Raw genomic sequence first — 21,674 nt, 5'->3', positions numbered from 1 at the left:
CTTGGTGTTTCTATTAGAATACACTTCTATAAGTAGCGAAATTAACAGGAAGTTACACCGTTTCAAAATTTGTTGTGTTAACTATTTGCAAAAGATTGTGAAATTGACAGTAGGTAAACTTTAAAATCTTCTATAAACATTCGTACAACAAAAGTTTGGGCGTTCCTGTTTTCGCTACGCTACAACCGGCGGGCTTTCGGCTATATCCCCGGGAAAACCGGGGGATGCCGCCTCAATCCCTAACGCAGAATTTTACTATAAAAAATGGTTAATCACACCTAAAAACATTTTCGTCTTAAGGAAAGCCAAGGAAGTTGCTAGCAATTAGAATTTAAAAAATACACCAAAATCTACAAAAAAACATCTTTTAAAAGAGCCAGAGGTGTTCGTGAAGGAACAGCGAACCCTAATTAAAAAATCCAAGTTTGTTGTAACATAGGAATTACCAAACCAATTACAATCGCTGAAATCACTAATACCCAATCGCGTTTATTGAAACGGAAAATAGTTTGGCATATAAAACTAAGCAGTAGAACTAATAATACCACAATAATCTGAGCAGCTTCCACTCCAAGCGCAAATTCAAGTAATGGCGCCATACCTCCCCCACTGTCAAGACGAGAGAAAAAAGAAGCGAAACCAAAACCGTGGATTAAACCAAAAAATATAGTTACAATGTATAGCACCCTTAATTTCTCCATACGCTGCTCTTTTCCAGCAGTGAAGAGGTTATATAATGCAGTCGCTAAAATAGTTATTGGAATTAAAAACTCGATCAATGCGCCATTAACACGTACTACCTTATAATTTGCAAGCAACAATGAAAGCGTATGTCCAACAGTAAACAAGGTCACCAACACTAAAAGTCGTTTCCATGAGGCAATCGAATACGCTGCACACAACACAATAAGAAACAACACATGGTCGTAAGCATTCCAGTCAAGAACATGCTGTAAACCCAATTGAAAATACAACCAGAAATCGGACATGAGGAAGGTAATTTTGAGGTTTCAGCAAAGATAAATAAAGTACTACGGAATTTTGTGTCTTGTCGTTGCGAATTACACTCCCCATCCTAACACAGAAGTTATGATGAAAAAACTACTTATGGTTACCCTGCTATTTGTGAGCACAATCTCTGTAGCACAATACAACCCACTTGTACGAAATGATTGGGAACTACTGGAATTGGTTATTAATAATGAAACCGTCGAGGTTCCTGCTTCGTTAGGCACTCTCGAACTTCTTTTATTCGATGTTGACGTTGTCCTTTTTAACACTTAAGTCTGTAACAATTTTGAAAGTAGTCCCGATTACGATTTCAACAATCAACAATTTACGTTACCCTCTATAGATATAAGTACAACAAACAATTGTGACGACCCAGACAATCAAACTTTTGAAGAAACCTATTTCAATTTTTATGTTTCTAATAAAGACGCGCCTTTTTCGTATGAGATCACTTTAGATGATGCTGATTATTACTCCATGGTATTTACCAATGCCGCAGGTGATCAAGCTATTTACGGAGGAGAAAGAATCCTTTCCGTTCACAAATTTGAGTCTTTTTCGGTACAAGTATATCCCAATCCTGCTTCAGAAATGCTTTTTATTACTTCGGAAGGAACCCAAATTACAACCCTTGCGATTTACACCATAAATGGACGACAAGTAGCTTCCGAAGAAAACCCTTCGCATTTGCTTGATGTATCAACCCTTTCTGAAGGATTATACTTTCTAGAACTTACTTCAGAAACTGGAAATAAAACTGTTCAGAAATTCATTAAAAATTAATTTTGCCTAGTGCTTTTCAGCATATTGTTTAAACGCATTTAAAATAGCTTGCCAACCACTCCGTTGCATGTCGATAGGGTTTTCATTTTCCGGCTCAAAAGTTTCTGTAATCGCAACGGTGTCTCCCATTTCCTTAAAATCTATCGATACCTTTCGATCGTCATCAAGCGTATAGGCAATGTGCTTATAAGGAACAATTTTTGTGTAGGTTCCACTAAAATCGAATCCCATACTACCATCTTTCGCTTCCATTCTATATGAGAATCTCCCTTTTTCTCGCAAATCATTTTTTGCTTTGGGAGTATGCCAATCGGGAGATGGTGAATTCCATTGCTTAATATGTTCGGGGCCGGTCCATACTTCCCAAACTTGTTTGAGATCGCTTTGCACTTTTGTTGTAACTGTAATTGTTTTTTCCTTATTCATCTTATAGTTGTTATAGTTGTTATTTCATGGAGTGTACGCCAATCATGTTTCCTTCGGTATCGAAAAATAAAGAGATAAATCCGAATTCTCCAATAGACATTTTCGGTTTAAAGATCTTTCCACCAGCCTTTTCAACACGTTGTTCTTCTGTTGTGCAGTCTTCACTTCCAAAATACACCAGTGTACTGTTTCCGCCGGCTTTTACTCCTTCCATTTGCACCAAGGCACCATTTGCTCCATAGCGCTCCATATCACCAGAAAAACTCATCATCTGTATGGAATCGTTGGTTGGATTAGGCAATGATTTCAATTGTGTATCAAGTACGTTCTCATAGAATGTTGCGGCTCTTTTAATGTCGTCCACATAAATCTCGAACCAAACACTTGCATTGGGTTTTTTCATAACTAGTATATTTTAAAGAGTAAGAAATTATATTTTAAGCAGTTTCAGAAAGTTCTTTTACCCGTTGCAATGCTTTCGGCCAAACTTCTGTAAATGTTTCTACATATCGTTTTGGAATGTCGGTTTCTACCAGTAATGTGGTATTTCCATTATTCCCTTTTAAGGTGTAATTTTCTACTGCTCCAATCCATTCTTTTGCTTCGGGAGTATCTTTTTTTACAACGTTATTTTCTATTACAGCCTCGTGTTTAAAAGCTATAAAATCGTGCGGCTTATTTTTTTCAATTCTACTAAGTAACCCGTTGTTATTCGGACCTAGAAATTTTGCAGTATCACCTTCATCCCAACTAGTTTCTACCTTCGATCCTTCACAGAATGGTGCAGCCCATTTCGTATAGGTTTCGCAATTCCATAAAACATTCCATACTTTTTTCTTTGGCGCATTAATTTGAATGCTGAATTCTTTTCGTTTCATAACTAATTATTTTAATTTTTCTAAATCCATATACAACATACTCCAGCGATGCCCATCGGGATCTTTAAACCCGAAAACATACATCCAACCTTCACTTTCTGCTGCTTCAGCAAAAATAACTCCACCAGCTTTTTTAACTTTCTCAGCCATTTCATCAACTTCTTCCCTACTTTCGGCACCAATATTTAAAAGGATTTCCGACCCTTTATTCGTATCTGCAACATCATGGCGCACAAATTCTTTAAAAGTATGCTCGGGAAAAAGCATCAAAACAACTTCCTTTTCACCTATTAGGAAACTCGCACCATCGTCTCTGTTATAATTTGTATTGAGAGTAAAACCGATTTCCTTGTAAAATCTTTTAGAAGTTTCAAGGTTCTTTACAGGAAGATTAAGCCAAATACTTTTCATTGTTTTTTAATTTTAACTATCTGTTTCTCCTACTGTAGCAGATCTGAAATTAGGTCTGAAAAAAAATTAAATAGCCAACTAGCAATTAGATATATGCAATTTAAATTCTTTCGTTAACCCAAAGATAAGAGAGATCGCCTAAATAAAACGGGGGTATTTCCGCCATTCTAAAGGGTTGATTGTGACATCTATATGTAGTATCTTTAAGGTGTCAAGAACCTATATATAAAAGTATTATGAAACATGTTTCAATCGTGATTCCGAAAGGACACACCAGCATTGTAAATATTGGCGGAACGCATCAAATGCTGTCTTGGGTAAATGAATTTTTTCAACAAACAGGAAGAGATCCAATATTCGAAATACAATTGGTGGGTCTTGAAAAAACCACGGTACAGACACATGGATTATTTTCAATCCATCCCGAAGCCCTTATAGAAGAGATCACGCACACCGACTTGATTATTCTTCCCGCTATTCACGGAAATTTTGAAGAAAATCTTTCTCAGAATTCATCACTTATTCCTTGGCTAACTGCTCGCTATAAACAAGGTGCCGAAATAGTAAGTCTTTGTGTCGCTTCTTTTTTTCTTGCTGAAACTGGTTTGTTAGATGGAAAGCGATGTTCTACCCACTGGCAATTTGCGAACGAATTTCGAAGTAGGTTTCCCAAGGCAGATCTTCGGGACGAAAAGATCTTAACTGAAGCTGATGGGATTTACACCAGCGGAGGCGCCTATTCTTTTACCAACCTCATCGTATATCTCATCGAAAAATATGCGGGAAGAGAAACTGCGATCTTGGCTGCAAAAGGTTTTATGGTCGATATTGATCGTGAAAGTCAGTCGCCATTCACCATCTTTTCTGGTCAGAAGTCGCATAAGGACGAGTCAATCTTAAAAGCACAAGCACATATCGAAACTCATTTTAATGAAAAAATTGCTGTGGATGAGCTCTGTGAAGATTTAGCCCTAAGCCGAAGAACCTTCGAACGAAGATTCAAAAAAGCGACTGCCAATACCGTATTAGAATACCACCAGCGCGTAAAAGTGGAAGCAGCTAAAAAAGAACTTGAATTGGGAAGAAAAAATGTTTCCGAAGTAATGTTCGAGGTTGGCTATTCGGACCCTAAAGCATTTCGAGATGTGTTCCGAAAAATTACAGGAATAACCCCATTAGCGTACACCAAAAAATACAGTCCTAATAATTCTTATTAGTAAAAAAGGCATAAGGTATGTTTCCTTATGCCTTCAAGAAAGTTATAAAGGTTCGTTTACTCTGGTAATTTCTTTCCCGTAATTTCTTGACCACCCTGTAATAAGGTCAAGCTTTCTGTTTTTCCCGCTTCATTTTGATTAAAAGTGATCTGAGCCGCCACTACTTTTAGATAAAAAACAGTATTCGATTTTGGGAACACATCAACTTGTGACTGTCCAGTGGCTTGAGTTTTTAATTGAGTACCCTCTTTTGTGACCGTTAAAATAAATCCGGGCATTAGCTCGTATCGACCCACATATTCTTCCAAAATAGTCTCTGGAACTTTTACTTCTGGTATCAGGTTATTGGTCTCTACCCCCAATTTTTTCAGCATATCAATACCATTTTCATTTGCGGAATTTAATTCAATAGATTTCTTATAATTCGCAATAGCCAAATCATTTTTTCCTAGATTCATTAAAACCTCTCCATAACTATCGTACACGTTAGAAGATTTCGGAAATTGTGCTACATTCAACTTAAATACGGCTTCGGCTTCATTTAATTTGTCCGACCGAAGTAAACTGTATCCAATACTATTCATGTCACTTTCTTTTAAAACATAATCTTCAGAATTTTTATGCTTTTCAAAAAATGCAAGTCCCGCCTGTAGGTCTTTATCTAATATTGTAGAGTACATTTTGCTCGCCAGCGATTCTTTTGGCAATTCATACGCCTTGTTATATAAAATTCCCGCTATGGCAATCGTAATGTCATTTAATTCGCCATCTCCAGTATTATCTAATAAAATAACAGAAGATTTTTCGTTTGGCATTCGCGTAATTAAGGTGTTAAATCCGTTAATTCCACCACTGTGACCAATGACCTGCACGCTATCTTTGGATGTACCTATTTCCATTTTACCTACACTCCATCCATAGCCATAATGTTGTCCAAATGCTGGAATATAGGCTTGATACATCATATCCATATAATTCTTCGGAAGCAGTTTTTCGGTGTACAAAGCTTGATCCCATTTATAAAGATCTTCAACCGTAGAATACAGTGAACCTGCTGCATGAGGAGTAGACATGTCTATATACGGTGCATTTTCAAAAGTACTTCCTTTCTTTTGGTAACCTGAAGCACGTTTCTTTAAAATGGAATTGTGATGATCGAATCCGGTGTTATTCATAGCTAGTGGATTGAAAATCTTTTCACGCAGTACCTGCTCGTACAATTTTCCTGTAATTTTTTCAATAATTGCGCCTAGCAAAACATATCCAGAGTTGCTATATGTAAATTTGGTGCCCGGTGTAAACTGAAGTGTGGAATCTGCAAAAAGACGAACCATTTCGTTTGTCGTATGTGGATTGCGACTAAGGTCTTTAAAAAAGTTAGGAAAGGAGGTATAATTTGGCACCCCCGATGTGTGGGTTAATAATTGATGAATGGTAATTTTGTCACCATTGGTTTTCGAATATTCAGGAAGGTATTTTGAAACAGGGGCTTGAAGTTCGATCTTTCCTTCTGCGACCAACTGCATAATTAACAACGCCGTAAATTGTTTGGTAATGCTTCCTATACGGTGTTTGGTGTCGGGTGTATTTGGAATATCCCATTCCATGTTCGCTAGTCCGAACCCCTTTTTGTATACCACTTTGCCTTTTTCTGCCACCAGTACCGAGCCGTTAAACTGACCATATTGTGTGTAAAGACCTAACAGCGCATCAAGTTCTTGGACTTTTGTTTGCCCGAAGCTAACAATGCTAACCAGCATAAAAGCCATAGCCATCAGTGCGACGGATTTTCTTAAGAATGTTTTTTGTGATTTCATTTTTGATTGATTTTGATTGATTTTGATTGATGTTTATTTTTTATAGGACGCAGGAAAAGAGATTGCGTTACAGAAAAACTTTACACCCCATTTATATTGAGAACAATTCTTAAAAACAAAAAACCCTGTTATTCAGATTGAATAACAGGGTTTTAAAGTACCTTGGGCGGGAATCGAACCCGCACGCCGTGAAGCACTGGATTTTGAATCCAGCGTGTCTACCAATTCCACCACCAAGGCAAATGGACGGCAAAAATAGGTAATAATTTAGAAATTGTTAGTAATTCCTGATTACATTTTTTTTAAAACCTAAGGTATTAAATTACTTTTGCAGCTAGCCAACACAATTCACATCTAATGGAATCCAACACAACGCCTGCCCCTAAAATTTTCGCCTGTAAACAAAGTCAGGAATTAGCTAAAAACATCGCCAACGCATTTGGCATTTCACTCGGAAACGTTATTACATCACATTACAGTGACGGTGAATTTCAGCCTTCCTTCGAAGAATCGGTGCGCGGTAGTCGAGTTTTTATTATTGGATCTACACATCCTAACAGTGATCATTTAATGGAAATGTTACTTATGTTAGATGCTGCGAAACGCTCTTCTGCAAGACATATTACCGCCGTACTTCCTTATTTTGGATGGGCGCGACAAGATCGAAAAGACAAGCCTAGAGTTCCAATCGCCGCTAAATTAGTTGCTAAAATGCTTGAGACAGCAGGAGCAACACGTATCATTACGATGGACCTACATGCCGATCAGATTCAAGGATTTTTTGAAAAACCTGTAGATCACTTATTTGCTTCGACCATCTTTTTACCTTACCTAAAAAAATTAAATCTAGACAATCTTACCATTGCATCACCCGACATGGGAGGTTCTAAAAGAGCCTATGCATATTCTAAAGCATTAGAAAGCGATGTAGTAATTTGCTATAAACAACGTGAAAAAGCGAATATCATTTCTCACATGGAACTTATTGGGGACGTGAAAGGTAAAAATGTAGTCTTGGTAGATGACATGGTAGATACAGCAGGAACTTTAACCAAAGCTGCCGATCTTATGATCGAGCGTGGAGCTTTAAGTGTACGTGCCATATGTACACATCCTATTTTATCGGGAGAAGCCTACAACCGTTTAGAGAATTCTAAGCTCGAAGAGTTAATTGTAACCGATTCGATTCCGCTGCGTCAAAAAAGTGATAAAATTCGAGTGCTTACCTGTGCGAACCTTTTTGCCGATGTAATGTTGAGCGTACACACTAATAACTCCATAAGTTCAAAGTTTTTAATGTAGTAAATAGGGCTTCGCCAAAATACTTCAAACGGAAATAACTTAATGTTTCGGTATTTTATGTTTCATAAAGTAAGGTTTAATGGTTTGAGTTCTGGTAAATAGCAACACAAAGAGACTGGTTCCTTAATACCTGTTACTTTTAAATTTTATTCTGTTATTTTTTCAGAAAAAACACTACATTTGCAGCCCTTTAGCGCAAAAAGCGTGAAGGATAAACTTAAAATAAAGTAATGAAATCAATTACAATCAACGGATCTCAAAGAGAAAGCGTGGGTAAGGTAGCGACCAAAACCCTACGTAATGCTGGAAAGGTTCCTTGCGTAGTATACGGAGGGGATAAGCCAATTCATTTTTCAGCAGACGAACTGGCATTTAACAAACTAGTGTATACACCCGATGTACATACTGTTGTAGTTGCCTTAGAAGATGGCTCTGAATTTCAGGCTATTTTACAAGACATTCAATTTCACCCAGTTACAGACAGAATTTTACACGCAGACTTCTATCAAATTTTTGATGACAAAGAAGTAATGATGGAAATTCCAGTACGTATCGTTGGAAATTCTAGAGGAGTTAAAAATGGTGGGGTATTACGTATCGTAAATCGTAAACTACGTGTTAAAGCGGTTCCAGCAAACCTTCCAGATTTTATCGAAATAGATATTACTGAAATGAAAATTGGTGATATTAGAACGGTAGCTTCTGTAATGAATGATGATTACAAGATCATGCACGAAGAAAACCGAACTATCTGTCAAGTTAGAACTTCTCGTACAGCAGTTGCTGACGTTGAAGATGAAGACGAAGATGAAGATGGTGAAGTTGCTGCAGACGAAGTTCCTGCAACTGAAGTAAATGATGAAGCAGCGGTTAAAGAATAAACCCTTTCCGTTAAGATAAACAAAAAGCATCTCGTTCATTCGGGATGCTTTTTTTATTTTTACTGAAAACTATGACGAACTATGGGTAACTGGCTTCGGAAAATTTTCGGCATCAAGGAAAATTCAGATAAAAACGAAACTTCAAAAATGAAGTCTTCAAAAAACCTTTCCGAAGTAACGTCCACATTAAATAATGCTACACCTGAAGCTGTTTCTAAAACACCCTCCGTAGCTAAAAACTCTTCAGAAGAAAATGAAGCAATCCCTATGAAAAAATTTTTAATTGCTGGTCTTGGAAATATCGGTCCCAAATACGAACATACCCGACATAATATCGGATTTAAAATGCTCGATTTTTTAGCTGAAAAAGAATCGTTGGTCTGGGAAACTGCAAAACTTGGAGACGTTACCACCCATAAAAAGAAAGGACGTAGTTTTCTACTACTAAAGCCAAGCACGTATATGAATCTTAGTGGGAAAGCAGTTAAATATTGGATGGATAAAGAAAATATTCCACATGATAACCTACTGGTAATTACCGACGACCTTAATTTACCATTTGGAACGATACGACTTAAAACTAAAGGCAGCGATGGTGGCCACAATGGCTTAAAAGACATTCAGAACGTATTACAAACCACGAAATACAATCGCTTTCGTTTCGGAATAAGCGATGAATTTTCGAAAGGCAGACAAGTAGATTACGTATTAGGGGAATGGACTACAGAAGAAGAAAAACAACTACCAGAACGTTTAGAAAAGGGTTGTGAGCTTATAGAATCGTTTGCATTAGCAGGAGTAAGCAGAACCATGAATCAATTTAATGGAAGCTAACATGAAAGAACATCAAGGCGCTTCTTCATATAGAAATACCCGTAATTCGGTAGTGACCATTGGAACCTTCGACGGTGTTCATAAAGGGCACAGAGCCATCTTAAACCGATTGGTGACGACTGCTAGAAAAGAAGATCTCGATTCGGTGTTGCTTACGTTTTTTCCGCATCCACGAATGGTGCTTCAAAAGGATATAGGGATTCAATTAATTAACACCCTTTCAGAAAAGAAAAAGTTAATAGCTGCGACAGGACTCGATCACCTCATTATTCATCCATTCACAAAAGAGTTCTCAAGATTAACCGCAATGGAATATGTTCGGGACATTCTTGTAAACCAACTCAAGGCAAAAAAAATAATTATTGGGTACGATCACCGTTTTGGAAGAAACCGAAATGCCGACATACAAAACCTTCGCGAATTTGGCGAAACGTACGGCTTCGAAGTAGAAGAAATCAGCGCACAAGAGTTAGACGATGTGGCGATTAGCTCTACAAAGATTCGAAAAGCCCTAAGTGTTGGAGATATTACTACAGCAAACGATTTTCTGGGCTACCCATTTCTTATTACCGGAAACGTAGTGAAAGGCAAGGCAATTGGACGAACCCTCTCCTACCCGACCGCAAATCTAGAACCAGAACAACCGTATAAACTCATTCCAAAGAATGGAGTGTATGTAACGCGAGCAAAGTTAGAAGGTAATTTTATCTTCGGAATAACAAGCATTGGCACTAATCCCACCGTTGGAGGCACTTTAAAAACGATTGAAACCTTTTTTCTAGATTGGAATAAAGATCTTTACGGACAAACACTTCAATTAGAATTTTTAACGCATATTCGTGATGAAGAAACGTTTGAAGGCTTAGAACCCCTTAAACAGGCAATCGCCAAAGACGAACTTTTTGCACGAAATTATATAGACACCCTTGAATAAATTTCTTTTTAAACATATAGACAACACCGGACTTGTTTTATTCCGCGTCGTATTTGGGGCTTTAATCGCAATTGAAGCTTTTGGAGCGATCGCAACCGGTTGGCTACGCCGAACACTCATAGAACCCGACTTTACCTTTAATTTTATAGGTTTCGAGTTTTTACAGCCGCTACCAGGAAATGGCATGTACTTTTATTTTGTACTCATGGGTATTTTTGGGCTCTTGGTCATGGTGGGATACAAATATCGGTTTAGTATGTTTTGCTATGCGTTGATGTGGAGCTGTGTCTATTTAATGCAGAAGACTTCGTACAACAATCATTATTATTTAATGATGCTGTTATGCTGGCTTATGGTCTTTTTACCCGCACACCGCTGGTTTTCGTTAGACGCCATGTTTAGCTCAAAAATTAAATCTCCATCGATGCCTCGCTGGGTTTTGCTGGTTTTAATTCTTCAAGTTTGGATTGTTTATACCTATGCTTCGGTAGCAAAATGGTATCCAGATTGGCTTGATGCTACGGTGACAGAATTATTTATGCGAGGAAAAGCAGATTACTGGTTAATTGGCGGGTTTTTACAATTAGATTGGGTTCATTGGTGCATTGCCTATGTTGGAATATTATTCGATCTGCTTATCGTACCGCTATTGTTATGGAAACGAACCCGCTTGCTGGGCTTTTGCATTTCCATATTCTTTCATTTATTCAACTCTATTGTTTTTCAAATAGGGATCTTCCCTTATATGTCGATCGCTTTTGCTTTATTCTTCTTTTCCCCAGAATTGCTTCAGAGAAGGTTTCTTCCGAAGAAAGCATTCTACTCTGCAGGCGAAATTAGTATTCCGAAACATAAACCATTGTTAATCGCCGTTTTTTCTATCTATTTTATGTTTCAAATTGGCTTACCATTACGTCATTGGGTATTTCCAGATGATGTACTGTGGACAGAAGAAGGACACCGCTTAAGTTGGCGCATGATGCTACGAGGAAAAGGAGGAAGCATGACTGTTTTCACCAAAGATAAAAACGATCCCGATGCAACATTGAAAAGATATGACTACGGAAAGTTATTATCGAAAAAACAACGTAGGTCTGTAAAAACAAAACCAGACCTTATTTGGCAACTCGCACAACGTATTGAAGAAGCAGAAGCGAAAGAAGGGAGAGATGTCTCTGTATTTATGGATGTAAGAGTAAAAGTGAATGGAGGAGAATACCATCGATTAATCGACAAAGAAGTAGATCTGGCAGCAGAAGAATGGCAGCATTTTAAACACCACGACTGGATTTTGCCTTCCCCAGAAAACTATCATAAAAAAACAAAAAAATAAGCCCTATGAATTTTAATACTTTTCTTAAACAGACAATTTTTATAGGGATATTTTTAGTCGCTTCATTTGTGCAGGCTCAAGATGTGACGATTAAAAAACCCGAATATGTCTTAATTGCAAATAACACCATTATTACAAAAGAAGAACTTACTTCTTATGGAGAAAAAGGGTTAATAAAAGCAATGAATAAGGGTGTTTCTGAAGAGAAAAGAACCGAACTTGCAGCTACATTCGGACCTAAAATTGGAGAAAAAGAATTCATTATCATCATAGATTTATTCACTACTGAAGAAGCGAAGCAACGAAAGAATAATACTACCATCACTTCAAAAATAGTACGACCAAAACGTAAAGGTGATGGTTTTTTATTGCGAGCTGGAGACCGTGCCGCCGATTTTACTGTCCAGATGGTCGATGGAACACAAATACAACTTTCGGACTTAAAGGGTAAGGTAGTTCTACTTAACTTTTGGGCTACTTGGTGCGCTCCTTGTATAAAAGAATTTTACGACATGCCCGAAGCAATCCTCTCTCCATTTAAAGAGGAGGCGTTTGTTTTTTTGCCTGTTTCCATGGGAGAGCCTCTAGAAAAGGTTTCGAAAAAAATAACCGACCTTCAAAAAAAAGGGTTAAATTTTAATGCTGGTATCGATCCAAAAAAAGAGATCTGGAATCAATATGCAACTTACGGAATTCCAAGAAATTTTGTGATCGATAAAGACGGGATCGTTCGCTATGTATCTTCAGGATACTCAGAAGAAAATATTACGGCTCTCGCAAAAGAAATTCGTGCTTTGTTAGAAATTGAATGATGTAGTATTCGTTCTAAAAGGTTTTAAACTACTTTTCTTTAATTAAAACTTTACAGAAAAATTGTAACTATTTGTGCATTCGTGCCCATATAATGCAACGGGTCTTTTCAAATTCCCTAACTTTGCGCCTTCAAAATATCATACTATGCTACAGGTAACCGACATTCGAGATCGTAAAGAAGAAATGATCGCCGCTCTTGCTAAAAGGGGAATCGATGCAAAACAAGTTTTAGAAGCTATTCTTGAGGCTGACGAAACAAGAAGAAGCACGCAAGCGAAACTAGATGAAACGCTCGCACAATCGAATACTTTTTCGAAAGAAATCGGGATACTTTATAAGAAAGGAGAAACGCAAAAGGCAAATATCTTAAAAGAAAAAACGAGTCAGTTAAAAGAGGCTTCAAAAGAGCTTTCAGAGCACTTAAACACGGCTTCAGAAGAACTTCAGAAATTATTATATACTGTGCCAAATGTGCCAAATGCGTTAGTTCCTTCAGGTACCGATGAGAATGATAACGAAGAAACATTTAGCGAAGGTGAGGTTCCCGAATTACATGGAGAAGCACTTCCACATTGGGAACTTGCAAAAAAATACGACATTATCGATTTCGAGCTTGGCGTTAAAATTACTGGAGCTGGATTTCCAGTTTACAAAGGGAAAGGTGCGCGTTTGCAAAGAGCACTTATTTCTTATTTTTTAGATAAAAATACCGCTGCAGGATATACAGAATATCAAGTACCACATTTGGTAAATGAAGCATCTGGTTTTGGAACAGGACAATTGCCCGACAAAGAAGGACAAATGTATCATGTTACCGAAGATGATTTATACTTAATACCCACTGCCGAAGTTCCGGTAACAAATATGTTTCGTGGCGATCTGTTAACCGAGAACGAACTCCCTATTACCTGCACGGGTTACACCCCTTGTTTTCGAAGAGAAGCGGGAAGTTATGGAGCACATGTACGCGGATTAAACCGTTTGCATCAATTCGATAAAGTAGAAATTGTACGAATTGAACATCCAGAGAAGAGTTACAAAGCACTAGACGGTATGGTCGCACATATACAGGAATTGCTTCGTGAACTTAAACTACCGTATCGAATACTTAGATTGTGCGGTGGTGACCTTGGCTTTACAGCAGCAATTACCTACGATTTTGAAGTTTTCTCTACCGCACAAGATCGCTGGCTGGAAATCTCTTCGGTTTCTAATTTCGAAACCTTTCAAGCAAACCGATTAAAATTACGTTTTAAAGATAGTGATGGAAAAAATAAGCTCGTACATACGCTAAATGGAAGTGCTTTAGCATTACCGAGAGTACTTGCTGGAATTCTAGAAAATTATCAAACACCACAAGGTATTAAAATCCCAGAGGTTTTAGTTCCTTACTGTGGTTTCGATATCATCGATTAATTAATGTGAATTGTAGCTGCGAATATAAAAAAGGCGTGATTGTTGAGATGTTGAAACTGCACTCAATTCGTTATCTTTATCGCATGCGTACGTTATTACTACTTCTATTACTGTGTATTGGATTTTCAGCTGGAGCTCAAAATGAAGCTTTGGCTAAAAATTACATGGAACAAGGGGAATATGAAAAAGCACTAACTATTTTTCAAAAACTGTATGATAAAACACCCGCACGCTATAATTATTTTATGGCGCTTGTGGAGGCAAATCAGCAGTTAGAACGTTTTGATGAAGCCGAACGACTTCTCACAGAAAAACTTCGAGAGCGACGGGTTTCACCACAATTATTAGTAGAATTTGGGTATAACTATTCGCTTCAGAATAAAGAAATTGAAGCCAATCAAAAATATGCCCAAGCTATAGATTACATTACAGAGAATCCAAACTATTCGTATGTAGTGGGTCGTGCTTTCGAAAATTATGGTCTACTAAATGAAGCGGTTCTTGTTTATGAAAAGGCGATGGAGTTAGATCCTACCAAAGATTTTAATTTACAGCTTGCAAGAATTTATGGAGAGCAAGGACAGCTCGATAAAATGTTCGGAAAGTACATTGACCTTATTGAAGCAGCTCCCGAGAATTTGAGTGTCGCACAACGAAACTTCAGTCAGTATGTTACAGACGACGCCGCTAATGAAGCAAACGGAATTCTTCGAAAAAATTTACTAAAACGCTCTCAAGAAAGTCCAAATTTACTTTATAACGAATTACTTAGCTGGTTGTTTATACAGCAGAAAGAGTTTAAAAAAGCATTTACGCAAGAAAAGGCGATTTACAAAAGAACTGGAGAAGACTTGCGTGGTTTGGTTGAATTAACACTAATTACAATCGAAGAAGAAGCTTTCGAAGAAGCTTCAGAAATCGTAAGTTTTCTTATTGAAAGTTCTTCCACAGCAGAGGGAAAGTTACGTGGGTATCAGTACTTAATGAAGATTCGGTTGCAAACAGCTACCGAAAAAGAGTATGCATCTATCGATAAAGAGTTTCAAGAGCTTTTTAAGCAATACGGAACAGGAATCCCTACCTATTTGCTTCAGATAGATTACAATCATTTTCTCGCATTTCAAGTAGGTAAAAAAGAGATTGCAATTGAAAATTTAAAAGCATTAACAAAAATTCAGTTAAGTGCATTTCAAGAAGCGCGTGTAAAAATGGAATTGGCAGACATTTTAGTTGTCGATGAAAAATTTAATCAGGCGTTGATCTATTATTCACAAATTCAGAAGAAAGTACAAAGTGATGTTTTAGCACAAGAAGCACGTTTTAAGGTAGCACGAACCAGTTATTATAAAGGAGATTTTGAATGGGCACAAACTCAATTAGATGTATTACGAAAGTCCGCCTCTCAACTTATCGCGAACGATGCCATGCAGCTTAGCTTGATGATTCGTGATAATTCGTTGGAAGATTCTACACAAACTGCTTTAAAGAAATTCGCACGTGCCGATTTATATGCGTTTCAGAATAGAACTTCGGAAGCAATTTCCCTCCTTGATGATATTTTGGTGCAGCATAAAGGTGAAAAAATTGAAGATGAAGCCTTACTGAAGCAGGGAAAATTGTTTGAAAAAACAAACCAATACGAAAAAGCAGAAGAGAATTACCTAAAACTTATTGAATTTTACAAAGACGATATTTTAGGGGATGACGCTCATTATTTATTGGCGAAATTATACGAAGAAAAATTTCAGAACCCCGAAAAAGCTAAAGAGCTCTACGAACAAATCGTATTTAATTTTGAAGACAGCATTTACTTTATTGAAGCTCGTAAAAAATTTAGAATGCTTCGTGGTGATGCAATTAATTAATGAGCATTTTACTGCTTTAGAGAATTGTGCTCTAATTTATCCTTATACAATCCTATTTATATCTTAATTACAAACTAATGTATATCTATAACGTTACAATTAATATCGAAGAATCCATTCACGAATCTTGGTTACAATGGATGAATACCGAACATATTCCAGCAATGTTAGCCACAGGAAAATTTAGCAAAGCATTAATGACCCGTGTAAATGTTGAAGAGGATATGGGCGGTATAACCTATTCTGTTCAATACAGAACTAAAAGCAAAGCGATGTTAGAAAAATATTATGCTGAAGACGCTGAGACGCTACGATCACAGAGCAAACATTTTGAGGGAAAATTCGTTGCCTTTAGAACCGAACTAGAAGTAATAAGCGAACATTAACCTTCCTCTAATAGGGAAATTTATTTACGATTAGAGGAAGGCATTTATTGTTTTAGATTTATAGAGCAGTACGATTACATCTTATAAAACAATACAGAGAAAAAATAATTTCCCTCTTCATTTTTTAGCACGCCAAAGCCTGCCTTATTGTAATTTCCTTTAATCGAATTTAAGTGAGACGGACTGTTTAACCAGGCATTTACAACTTCATCTGCTGTCGTATATCCATAAGCCACAATCTCACCAACACTAAGGGCTCCTCTATCTTTCATAGCAGCAGAACGAAATGAGAAGTTATCATGACATATTCGATTTTGATCGATCATAAAATTGGTATGATCGGTTGCATAGGCTGACGCATGTTGCTTGTTTTTTTCGATTACCGAAAGTCCTTCTGCTATGCGATATTCATTAATTAAATCAAGAATTTCGTCAGCAAACACCCAATCTGTTTCTAAAGATAGCGAAAGGTCTATTTCGTAATTATTAGAGGGTGCTTCTAAGGGGGCATCACTAGAGCACGATGCAAGAAGGCACGCGAATACCATAGCGACAAAGCCGCTTTTCAAAAAATTTTTCATGTGGGGATATGTTAAAAGTTTGTTGTTACGAAATAAGCGAAAAGAACAGAAAAATATTGCAATAATCTTAAAATGTTAAAATAAGTTTGAATAAATAAGGAGTCACAATCTTACTCTATGACATATATAATTTAATAAGAATCAAATGATTATACCTGTTACTTAAAACCTTTAATACTACCATTTAAAAAAATAAAATTTAACATTCTAACAATGAGAATATTTCTCAATATATTGTAGGAAATTACAGAATCCATGTAATTCATCGTTAAAAAAAGCTGTTACTCTAACTGATTTTATAATAATTAAAATTAAAAAACACTATTTACAGCGATACTTACCTGCAAATAGTGTTAATAATTAGCTTTTAATACCTTATTCTACTATGATGAACTCTATGCGACGGTTGATTTCATTTTCTTTTTCTGAACAATTAGAACATTGTACTAGAGGCAGTGTTTCTCCAAATCCTTTGGCAGTAATTCTCTTTTCTGAAACACCTCTAGATATTAAATATCGAACAGCGGCTTGAGCTCTTTTTTCTGAAAGTTTCATATTATACGCGGCATTTCCTTGAGAATCCGAATGCGCATTAAGTTGAACCTTAATATTTGGATGTTTTTGCATCGTTGCTATCACAGAATTTAATAGAGAAGCTGCAGGTTCAAGAATCTCTACACTATCATAGTTAAATTGAATATTTTCCACCTCGAGATACGACCTGTCTTCTGTAATCACAATTGGTGCAGGGGTAGGATGCAATACAATATTACTTTCAAATATAGGTTTAAGTTTTGTGTCGGTATGAAATACCGTTTCATTTCGATCAAATCCATTTTTAGTTGCAATAATAGAATAGGCTTTGAAACCTTCTACCGGAAATTCGTAGGTTCCTTGAGCAGTTGTGGTTGTTATTGCAACTTGGTTGCCATCAGAATCGATTAATGAGACAACTATATTTTCTAGTGGCTCGTTGGTGGTTCCGTTAGTAATGGTCCCCACTACAGACTGTGCCACGATCGATTCATAAAATTGATAAATATCGTACCCTCCGGAGCTATCTCCTTTGTTTGAAGTGTAATATCCTTGATTAGCTCTGGCTATAGTGTATCCCATTTCATCACTTGGCGTATTCAAGGTGTTTCCTAAATTTACTACATAATGATATCCATTAGCGTATAATCTACTTCTAAAAATATCGTATCCCCCAATACTCTCATGTCCTTTCGAAGAAAAAAACAATAATTTTCCATCGGAAGAAATATGTGGGAACTTTTCGTCTTGTTTAGTATTAACTGTCCCATCGAGCGGTTTTGGTTCTCCGTAAGAGCCATCAGATTTAATTGCTACTGAAAATAAATCGAACCCACCTTTACTTTCAGGTAGATCTGAAGCGAAATACAAGATTTTGTTATCTTGGCTCAAATGTGGATTCTCGATAGAATATCCCTTCTTATTAAATGGCAACATCTCTATATTAATCCATTTTCCAGGGTGTTTTGGATCTAATACAGCTTTATAAAGAATAAAGAGATGCGACTCTTCTTCGGTACTTTTCGTAAAATAAATGGTGTTTTGATCTGTAGTAAAAGTAACTCCTCCTAGATTCCCGTCTTTATTTAAATTGTGAGAAAACAATAAGGGACGAGATAAATTTCCATCCTCATCAACATCAGAGCAATATAAGTTCATATAAGGCTCATTTGTTTTAGGGTCTTTTTTTGAAAATCCACCAATGCGTTTTGCTGAGTAATAAATAAATTTATCACGAAAAAATCCAACTCCAAAATCAGCATATTTGCTATTAATGGCAGTATCCTCGGTATCGAATAAAAATCCGTTGTTTCCAATAGAGGTTGCTATGGTTGTAGATACACCTGCATCTTCCCAATAGGCGAGATCTTCAGAGTCAGCCTCTAATGATTGTGCGTTTAAAAATGTAAAGGGGATATAAACAAATAGAAATGTGTAAAATAGTTTCATCTTCTTACTTAATTATCGGAAGATTTGGAGCGACACTAGCATATTCTAAACACCAATATAAAACGGATTCTTCATATAATTGAATTTTCTTACAAATACTTGTTAAAATGGTAAGTTTTATCGCTCAAATGTTTTTAATATAGTTTGTAAATTCCCACTATTTTAAACTTTATAACATCAAGGTTACTTAGAATATAATACTTTAAAACTTCGTCCTTTCCGAAGAAACACAGTATATTTATCCACATTGACTTTACCTAGTTATAATCACATAAATACCGTCCATGAACAAGCCTGTACGCGCTAAAAAACACTTAGGACAACACTTTCTGAAAGATGAAGTTATTGCCGAAAAAATTGCTGATACGCTGACACTTAAGGGGTATACCAATGTTTTGGAAATTGGTCCTGGGATGGGAGTGCTTACCAAGTATTTGGTAGAAAAAGACATTGCTTTGGTAGCCGTAGATTTAGATAGTGAATCGATCTCTTATCTAGAGGAAAATTTTCTACAAGAAAACCTTCAGGTATTGGAAGCCGACTTTCTAAAGTCTGAACTTTCAGATTTTTTCGGAGATGAAGCGTTTGCTATTACAGGCAACTTTCCTTATAATATTTCTACACAAATTGTTTTTAAAACTCTTGAACACAAAGAGCAAATACCCGAATTTACAGGTATGTTTCAGAAAGAAGTCGCTCAAAGAATCTGTGCTTCCGAAGGAAATAAAACTTACGGAATACTTTCGGTACTTACCCAAGCATTTTATGACGCCGAATATCTTTTTACTGTGCCGCCCACAGTTTTTAATCCACCACCAAAAGTAGACAGTGGAGTACTTAGATTGGTTAGAAAAAAAGACCTTTCGCTTCCCTGCGATGAAAAATTCTTTTACCGAGTCGTAAAAACAGCTTTTCAACAACGAAGAAAGACATTGCGAAACAGTCTAAAATCGTTCGATCTTTCCGATAGCTTAAAAGAAGATACTATCTTTGGCCAAAGACCCGAACAATTATCGGTTTCAGAATTTATTACCCTTACCCAAAAACTCGAAAACGATGCAATTTCAACTCACGAGTGAATTTATAGAACTAATTGAGCAGCTCATTGCCAATAAAGACGGTAATGCTTTAAAAGAAACTTTAAAAGAGTTTCACTTTGCCGATATCGCAGAATTACTTGAAGAATTAAATCACGACGAAGCAACTTACATTATAAAGTTATTAGGAAGTGATATTACTTCGGAAGCGCTTATGGAATTGGATGACGATTTCAGGGAACGAATTCTTGAAAACTTATCACCTCAAGAAATTGCAGACGAGCTCGATGAAATGGATACCGATGATGCCGCGGATATCATTGCAGAGTTAGATGAAGACATTCAGCAGAAGGTTATCGAGAAGATCGAAGATGAAGAACACGCTGCCGATATTGTGGACCTGCTTCGTTACGATGAAGACAGTGCCGGAGGTTTAATGGCAAAAGAATTGGTACGAGTAAAAGAAACCTGGACCGTTGCGGGATGTGTACGTGAAATGCGTAGACAAGCTGAAAATGTAACCCGAGTTCACTCTATTTATGTCACGAACAAAGAAGGAAAACTAACCGGAAGATTATCACTGAAAGATCTTCTAACTGCTGCTGAAAAAACAAAAATTAGTGATGTTTTTATTCCGAAAGTAGATTATGTCACCGTACACACCGAAGGTGAAGAGGTCGCACGTATCATGCAAAAATATGACCTAGAAGCGATTCCTGTGGTAGACGAACAAGGTATTTTGGTAGGTCGAATTACGATAGATGATATTGTAGATTTTATTAAAGAAGAAGCCGAAAAAGATTACCAAATGGCAGCAGGTATCTCCCAAACGGTAGAAGCAGATGATAGTGTTTGGCAACTTACTCGCGCACGATTACCTTGGCTGGTTTTGGGGCTTTTTGGAGGATTAGGAAGTGTCTATATCATGCAAGGGTTTGAAGAAGCCCTAGAGAAATTTCCAATATTGTTTTTCTTTACACCACTTATTGCTGCAATGGCTGGGAATGTTGGTGTACAATCGAGCGCTATTATTGTACAGGGACTCGCAAACGATAATGTAAAAGGAAGCCTTTTTAACCGACTGGTAAAAGAAGTTGGACTTGCCCTAATTAATGGAACCGCATTAGGATTGTTGGTTATTATTTTCGGATTTATCGTAGGGCAAAATCAATTAGTGAGTATCACTATCGCAATCTCAATGCTATCGGTAATAATTGTTGCTGCATTAATTGGGACTTTTGTTCCTATTATTTTGCACAAACGTGGAATCGACCCAGCAATCGCTACAGGTCCTTTTATAACCACGAGTAATGATATCTTCGGAATTTTCTTATTTTTCTACATCTCTAAAGTGGTTCTTGGATTTTGACTTCGGAAAAATACACACAAACATTTATCGTTCCCGCGTCTGCTATTGACGAAAGAGAACATGTAAACAACTTAACGTATCTCCAGTGGTGCGTGGAAGCTGCTGAAGCCCATTGGGAAGTAAAAGCTTCTGAAACCTTACGGGAAAATTATGTTTGGTATGTGTTAAATCATCATATAGAATATAAAGCCTCCGCTTTTGAAGGGGAAGAAATAGAAGTAGCTACGTGGGTTACTACAGCTGAAGGTGTAAAAAGCGAACGAAACTATTCCATTACAAGAGTGGAAGATAAAAAAGTATTGGTAGAAGCATCCACACTTTGGTGCCTTCTAAATGCAAAAACGCTTCGACCCACAAAAATTACAGACGAAATTCGTACCTTGTTTTAAGAATCCGT

At 36.9% G+C, this 21,674-nt stretch carries 23 protein-coding genes and 1 tRNA gene; 15 read left to right on the top strand and 9 right to left on the bottom strand.

Features of this window, described 5'->3' with window-relative positions:
* Nucleotides 1-410: 410 nt before the first annotated feature.
* Nucleotides 411-989: a HupE/UreJ family protein gene (locus tag ULVI_RS06880; protein WP_068591038.1), complete on the bottom strand. Its 579-nt coding sequence runs from the start codon at nt 987-989 to the stop codon at nt 411-413.
* 100 nt (nt 990-1,089) lie between these two features.
* Between ULVI_RS06880 and ULVI_RS06875 the strand changes: the two genes are divergently transcribed.
* Both ULVI_RS06875 and ULVI_RS06870 read left to right on the top strand, forming a co-directional pair.
* Entirely contained in the window at nt 1,090-1,284 is a 195-nt protein-coding gene (locus ULVI_RS06875) for a hypothetical protein (RefSeq protein ID WP_068591037.1), read from the top strand.
* A gap of 204 nt (nt 1,285-1,488) precedes the next feature.
* Nucleotides 1,489-1,794, top strand: coding sequence for a T9SS type A sorting domain-containing protein (locus tag ULVI_RS06870; protein ID WP_068591035.1), 306 nt, complete (start codon nt 1,489-1,491; stop codon nt 1,792-1,794).
* A 6-nt stretch (nt 1,795-1,800) separates the two neighbouring features.
* Here ULVI_RS06870 and ULVI_RS06865 read toward each other — a convergent pair whose 3' ends face one another.
* From ULVI_RS06865 to ULVI_RS06850, 4 genes are read right to left on the bottom strand one after another with little or no spacing between them, the layout of a single operon-like run.
* Nucleotides 1,801-2,220: an SRPBCC family protein gene (locus ULVI_RS06865; RefSeq protein WP_068591033.1), complete on the bottom strand. Its 420-nt coding sequence runs from the start codon at nt 2,218-2,220 to the stop codon at nt 1,801-1,803.
* Between the two features lie 19 nt (nt 2,221-2,239).
* Nucleotides 2,240-2,623, bottom strand: a complete 384-nt coding sequence (locus tag ULVI_RS06860; RefSeq protein ID WP_068591032.1) for a VOC family protein — start codon at nt 2,621-2,623, stop codon at nt 2,240-2,242.
* A 34-nt stretch (nt 2,624-2,657) separates the two neighbouring features.
* Nucleotides 2,658-3,098 carry an SRPBCC family protein gene (locus ULVI_RS06855; protein ID WP_068591030.1) on the bottom strand — a complete coding sequence of 147 codons (441 nt, stop codon included), beginning with the start codon at nt 3,096-3,098 and terminating at the stop codon, nt 2,658-2,660.
* Nucleotides 3,099-3,104: 6 nt separating this feature from the next.
* A complete protein-coding gene (locus tag ULVI_RS06850) occupies nt 3,105-3,509 on the bottom strand; it encodes a VOC family protein (RefSeq protein WP_068591028.1) in 405 nt (134 codons plus the stop codon).
* Between the two features lie 236 nt (nt 3,510-3,745).
* Between ULVI_RS06850 and ULVI_RS06845 the strand changes: the two genes are divergently transcribed.
* Nucleotides 3,746-4,726, top strand: coding sequence for a GlxA family transcriptional regulator (locus tag ULVI_RS06845; protein WP_068591026.1), 981 nt, complete (start codon nt 3,746-3,748; stop codon nt 4,724-4,726).
* A gap of 56 nt (nt 4,727-4,782) precedes the next feature.
* Here the strand turns inward: ULVI_RS06845 and ULVI_RS06840 are convergent, their stop codons facing one another.
* Entirely contained in the window at nt 4,783-6,543 is a 1,761-nt protein-coding gene (locus tag ULVI_RS06840) for a serine hydrolase (protein WP_068591025.1), read from the bottom strand.
* Between the two features lie 158 nt (nt 6,544-6,701).
* Nucleotides 6,702-6,783: transfer RNA gene (locus ULVI_RS06835), tRNA-Leu, on the bottom strand.
* Nucleotides 6,784-6,900: 117 nt separating this feature from the next.
* On the opposite strand from ULVI_RS06835, the gene ULVI_RS06830 reads away from it, so the two are divergent.
* The 9 genes from ULVI_RS06830 to ULVI_RS06790 all read left to right on the top strand — a co-directional run bounded on the left by ULVI_RS06830 (nt 6,901) and on the right by ULVI_RS06790 (nt 16,307).
* Entirely contained in the window at nt 6,901-7,845 is a 945-nt protein-coding gene (locus ULVI_RS06830) for a ribose-phosphate pyrophosphokinase (RefSeq protein ID WP_068591023.1), read from the top strand.
* Nucleotides 7,846-8,075: 230 nt separating this feature from the next.
* Nucleotides 8,076-8,726 (top strand): 50S ribosomal protein L25/general stress protein Ctc, encoded by a 651-nt coding sequence (locus tag ULVI_RS06825; protein ID WP_068591021.1) that lies wholly within the window; start codon nt 8,076-8,078, stop codon nt 8,724-8,726.
* Between the two features lie 267 nt (nt 8,727-8,993).
* Nucleotides 8,994-9,560, top strand: coding sequence for an aminoacyl-tRNA hydrolase (pth, locus tag ULVI_RS06820; RefSeq protein WP_068591436.1), 567 nt, complete (start codon nt 8,994-8,996; stop codon nt 9,558-9,560).
* Nucleotide 9,561: 1 nt separating this feature from the next.
* Nucleotides 9,562-10,494: a bifunctional riboflavin kinase/FAD synthetase gene (locus tag ULVI_RS06815; RefSeq protein WP_068591434.1), complete on the top strand. Its 933-nt coding sequence runs from the start codon at nt 9,562-9,564 to the stop codon at nt 10,492-10,494.
* The gene (locus tag ULVI_RS06810) at nt 10,487-11,827 is read left to right on the top strand and encodes an HTTM domain-containing protein (RefSeq protein ID WP_068591019.1); all 1,341 of its coding nucleotides are present in this window, start codon (nt 10,487-10,489) and stop codon (nt 11,825-11,827) included. Before ULVI_RS06815 ends, ULVI_RS06810 begins: the two co-directional genes overlap by 8 nt.
* Before the next feature lie 5 nt (nt 11,828-11,832).
* A complete protein-coding gene (locus ULVI_RS15760; RefSeq protein WP_068591017.1) occupies nt 11,833-12,639 on the top strand; it encodes a TlpA family protein disulfide reductase in 807 nt (268 codons plus the stop codon).
* 145 nt (nt 12,640-12,784) lie between these two features.
* The gene (gene serS, locus ULVI_RS06800) at nt 12,785-14,056 is read left to right on the top strand and encodes a serine--tRNA ligase (protein ID WP_068591015.1); all 1,272 of its coding nucleotides are present in this window, start codon (nt 12,785-12,787) and stop codon (nt 14,054-14,056) included.
* Nucleotides 14,057-14,139: 83 nt separating this feature from the next.
* Nucleotides 14,140-15,921 carry a tetratricopeptide repeat protein gene (locus ULVI_RS06795; protein WP_068591013.1) on the top strand — a complete coding sequence of 594 codons (1,782 nt, stop codon included), beginning with the start codon at nt 14,140-14,142 and terminating at the stop codon, nt 15,919-15,921.
* 77 nt (nt 15,922-15,998) lie between these two features.
* Nucleotides 15,999-16,307: a DUF4286 family protein gene (locus ULVI_RS06790; protein WP_068591010.1), complete on the top strand. Its 309-nt coding sequence runs from the start codon at nt 15,999-16,001 to the stop codon at nt 16,305-16,307.
* Nucleotides 16,308-16,381: 74 nt separating this feature from the next.
* Here ULVI_RS06790 and ULVI_RS06785 read toward each other — a convergent pair whose 3' ends face one another.
* Both ULVI_RS06785 and ULVI_RS06780 read right to left on the bottom strand, forming a co-directional pair.
* Complete coding sequence (locus ULVI_RS06785; RefSeq protein WP_068591008.1) at nt 16,382-16,888, bottom strand: CAP domain-containing protein; 507 nt, start codon at nt 16,886-16,888, stop codon at nt 16,382-16,384.
* A gap of 375 nt (nt 16,889-17,263) precedes the next feature.
* Nucleotides 17,264-18,871: an OmpA family protein gene (locus tag ULVI_RS06780; RefSeq protein WP_068591006.1), complete on the bottom strand. Its 1,608-nt coding sequence runs from the start codon at nt 18,869-18,871 to the stop codon at nt 17,264-17,266.
* A 284-nt stretch (nt 18,872-19,155) separates the two neighbouring features.
* Between ULVI_RS06780 and rsmA the strand changes: the two genes are divergently transcribed.
* Genes rsmA through ULVI_RS06765 form a run of 3 tightly spaced genes read left to right on the top strand, consistent with a single transcriptional unit; the run spans nt 19,156 to nt 21,666 of the window.
* Nucleotides 19,156-19,950, top strand: coding sequence for a 16S rRNA (adenine(1518)-N(6)/adenine(1519)-N(6))-dimethyltransferase RsmA (gene rsmA, locus ULVI_RS06775; RefSeq protein ID WP_068591004.1), 795 nt, complete (start codon nt 19,156-19,158; stop codon nt 19,948-19,950).
* The gene (gene mgtE / locus ULVI_RS06770; RefSeq protein ID WP_068591002.1) at nt 19,928-21,277 is read left to right on the top strand and encodes a magnesium transporter; all 1,350 of its coding nucleotides are present in this window, start codon (nt 19,928-19,930) and stop codon (nt 21,275-21,277) included. Before rsmA ends, mgtE begins: the two co-directional genes overlap by 23 nt.
* A complete protein-coding gene (locus tag ULVI_RS06765; protein WP_068591000.1) occupies nt 21,274-21,666 on the top strand; it encodes an acyl-CoA thioesterase in 393 nt (130 codons plus the stop codon). The genes mgtE and ULVI_RS06765 overlap by 4 nt, the downstream gene beginning before the upstream one ends.
* Nucleotides 21,667-21,674: the final 8 nt, after the last annotated feature.

The sequence above is a fragment of the Cochleicola gelatinilyticus genome (genome assembly GCF_001637325.1).
GTDB lineage: Bacteria > Bacteroidota > Bacteroidia > Flavobacteriales > Flavobacteriaceae > Cochleicola > Cochleicola gelatinilyticus.
The sequence above is the reverse complement of the archived record's forward strand: the minus strand, read 5'-3'. Positions and strand labels throughout refer to the sequence as shown.

What these genes read in the sequence shown, in the direction of transcription:
- ULVI_RS06855 (WP_068591030.1), bottom strand. Translation starts at nt 3,098, where the DNA reads ATGAAACGAAAAGAATTCAGCATTCAAATTAATGCGCCAAAGAAAAAA.
- ULVI_RS06790 (WP_068591010.1), top strand. Translation starts at nt 15,999, where the DNA reads ATGTATATCTATAACGTTACAATTAATATCGAAGAATCCATTCACGAA.
- ULVI_RS06780 (WP_068591006.1), bottom strand. Translation starts at nt 18,871, where the DNA reads ATGAAACTATTTTACACATTTCTATTTGTTTATATCCCCTTTACATTT.
- ULVI_RS06860 (WP_068591032.1), bottom strand. Translation starts at nt 2,623, where the DNA reads ATGAAAAAACCCAATGCAAGTGTTTGGTTCGAGATTTATGTGGACGAC.
- mgtE (WP_068591002.1), top strand. Translation starts at nt 19,928, where the DNA reads ATGCAATTTCAACTCACGAGTGAATTTATAGAACTAATTGAGCAGCTC.
- ULVI_RS06830 (WP_068591023.1), top strand. Translation starts at nt 6,901, where the DNA reads ATGGAATCCAACACAACGCCTGCCCCTAAAATTTTCGCCTGTAAACAA.
- ULVI_RS06850 (WP_068591028.1), bottom strand. Translation starts at nt 3,509, where the DNA reads ATGAAAAGTATTTGGCTTAATCTTCCTGTAAAGAACCTTGAAACTTCT.
- ULVI_RS06795 (WP_068591013.1), top strand. Translation starts at nt 14,140, where the DNA reads ATGCGTACGTTATTACTACTTCTATTACTGTGTATTGGATTTTCAGCT.
- ULVI_RS15760 (WP_068591017.1), top strand. Translation starts at nt 11,833, where the DNA reads ATGAATTTTAATACTTTTCTTAAACAGACAATTTTTATAGGGATATTT.
- ULVI_RS06825 (WP_068591021.1), top strand. Translation starts at nt 8,076, where the DNA reads ATGAAATCAATTACAATCAACGGATCTCAAAGAGAAAGCGTGGGTAAG.
- ULVI_RS06845 (WP_068591026.1), top strand. Translation starts at nt 3,746, where the DNA reads ATGAAACATGTTTCAATCGTGATTCCGAAAGGACACACCAGCATTGTA.
- rsmA (WP_068591004.1), top strand. Translation starts at nt 19,156, where the DNA reads ATGAACAAGCCTGTACGCGCTAAAAAACACTTAGGACAACACTTTCTG.
- ULVI_RS06875 (WP_068591037.1), top strand. Translation starts at nt 1,090, where the DNA reads ATGATGAAAAAACTACTTATGGTTACCCTGCTATTTGTGAGCACAATC.
- pth (WP_068591436.1), top strand. Translation starts at nt 8,994, where the DNA reads ATGAAAAAATTTTTAATTGCTGGTCTTGGAAATATCGGTCCCAAATAC.
- ULVI_RS06815 (WP_068591434.1), top strand. Translation starts at nt 9,562, where the DNA reads ATGAAAGAACATCAAGGCGCTTCTTCATATAGAAATACCCGTAATTCG.
- ULVI_RS06865 (WP_068591033.1), bottom strand. Translation starts at nt 2,220, where the DNA reads ATGAATAAGGAAAAAACAATTACAGTTACAACAAAAGTGCAAAGCGAT.
- serS (WP_068591015.1), top strand. Translation starts at nt 12,785, where the DNA reads ATGCTACAGGTAACCGACATTCGAGATCGTAAAGAAGAAATGATCGCC.
- ULVI_RS06870 (WP_068591035.1), top strand. Translation starts at nt 1,489, where the DNA reads ATGGTATTTACCAATGCCGCAGGTGATCAAGCTATTTACGGAGGAGAA.
- ULVI_RS06785 (WP_068591008.1), bottom strand. Translation starts at nt 16,888, where the DNA reads ATGAAAAATTTTTTGAAAAGCGGCTTTGTCGCTATGGTATTCGCGTGC.
- ULVI_RS06880 (WP_068591038.1), bottom strand. Translation starts at nt 989, where the DNA reads ATGTCCGATTTCTGGTTGTATTTTCAATTGGGTTTACAGCATGTTCTT.
- ULVI_RS06840 (WP_068591025.1), bottom strand. Translation starts at nt 6,543, where the DNA reads ATGAAATCACAAAAAACATTCTTAAGAAAATCCGTCGCACTGATGGCT.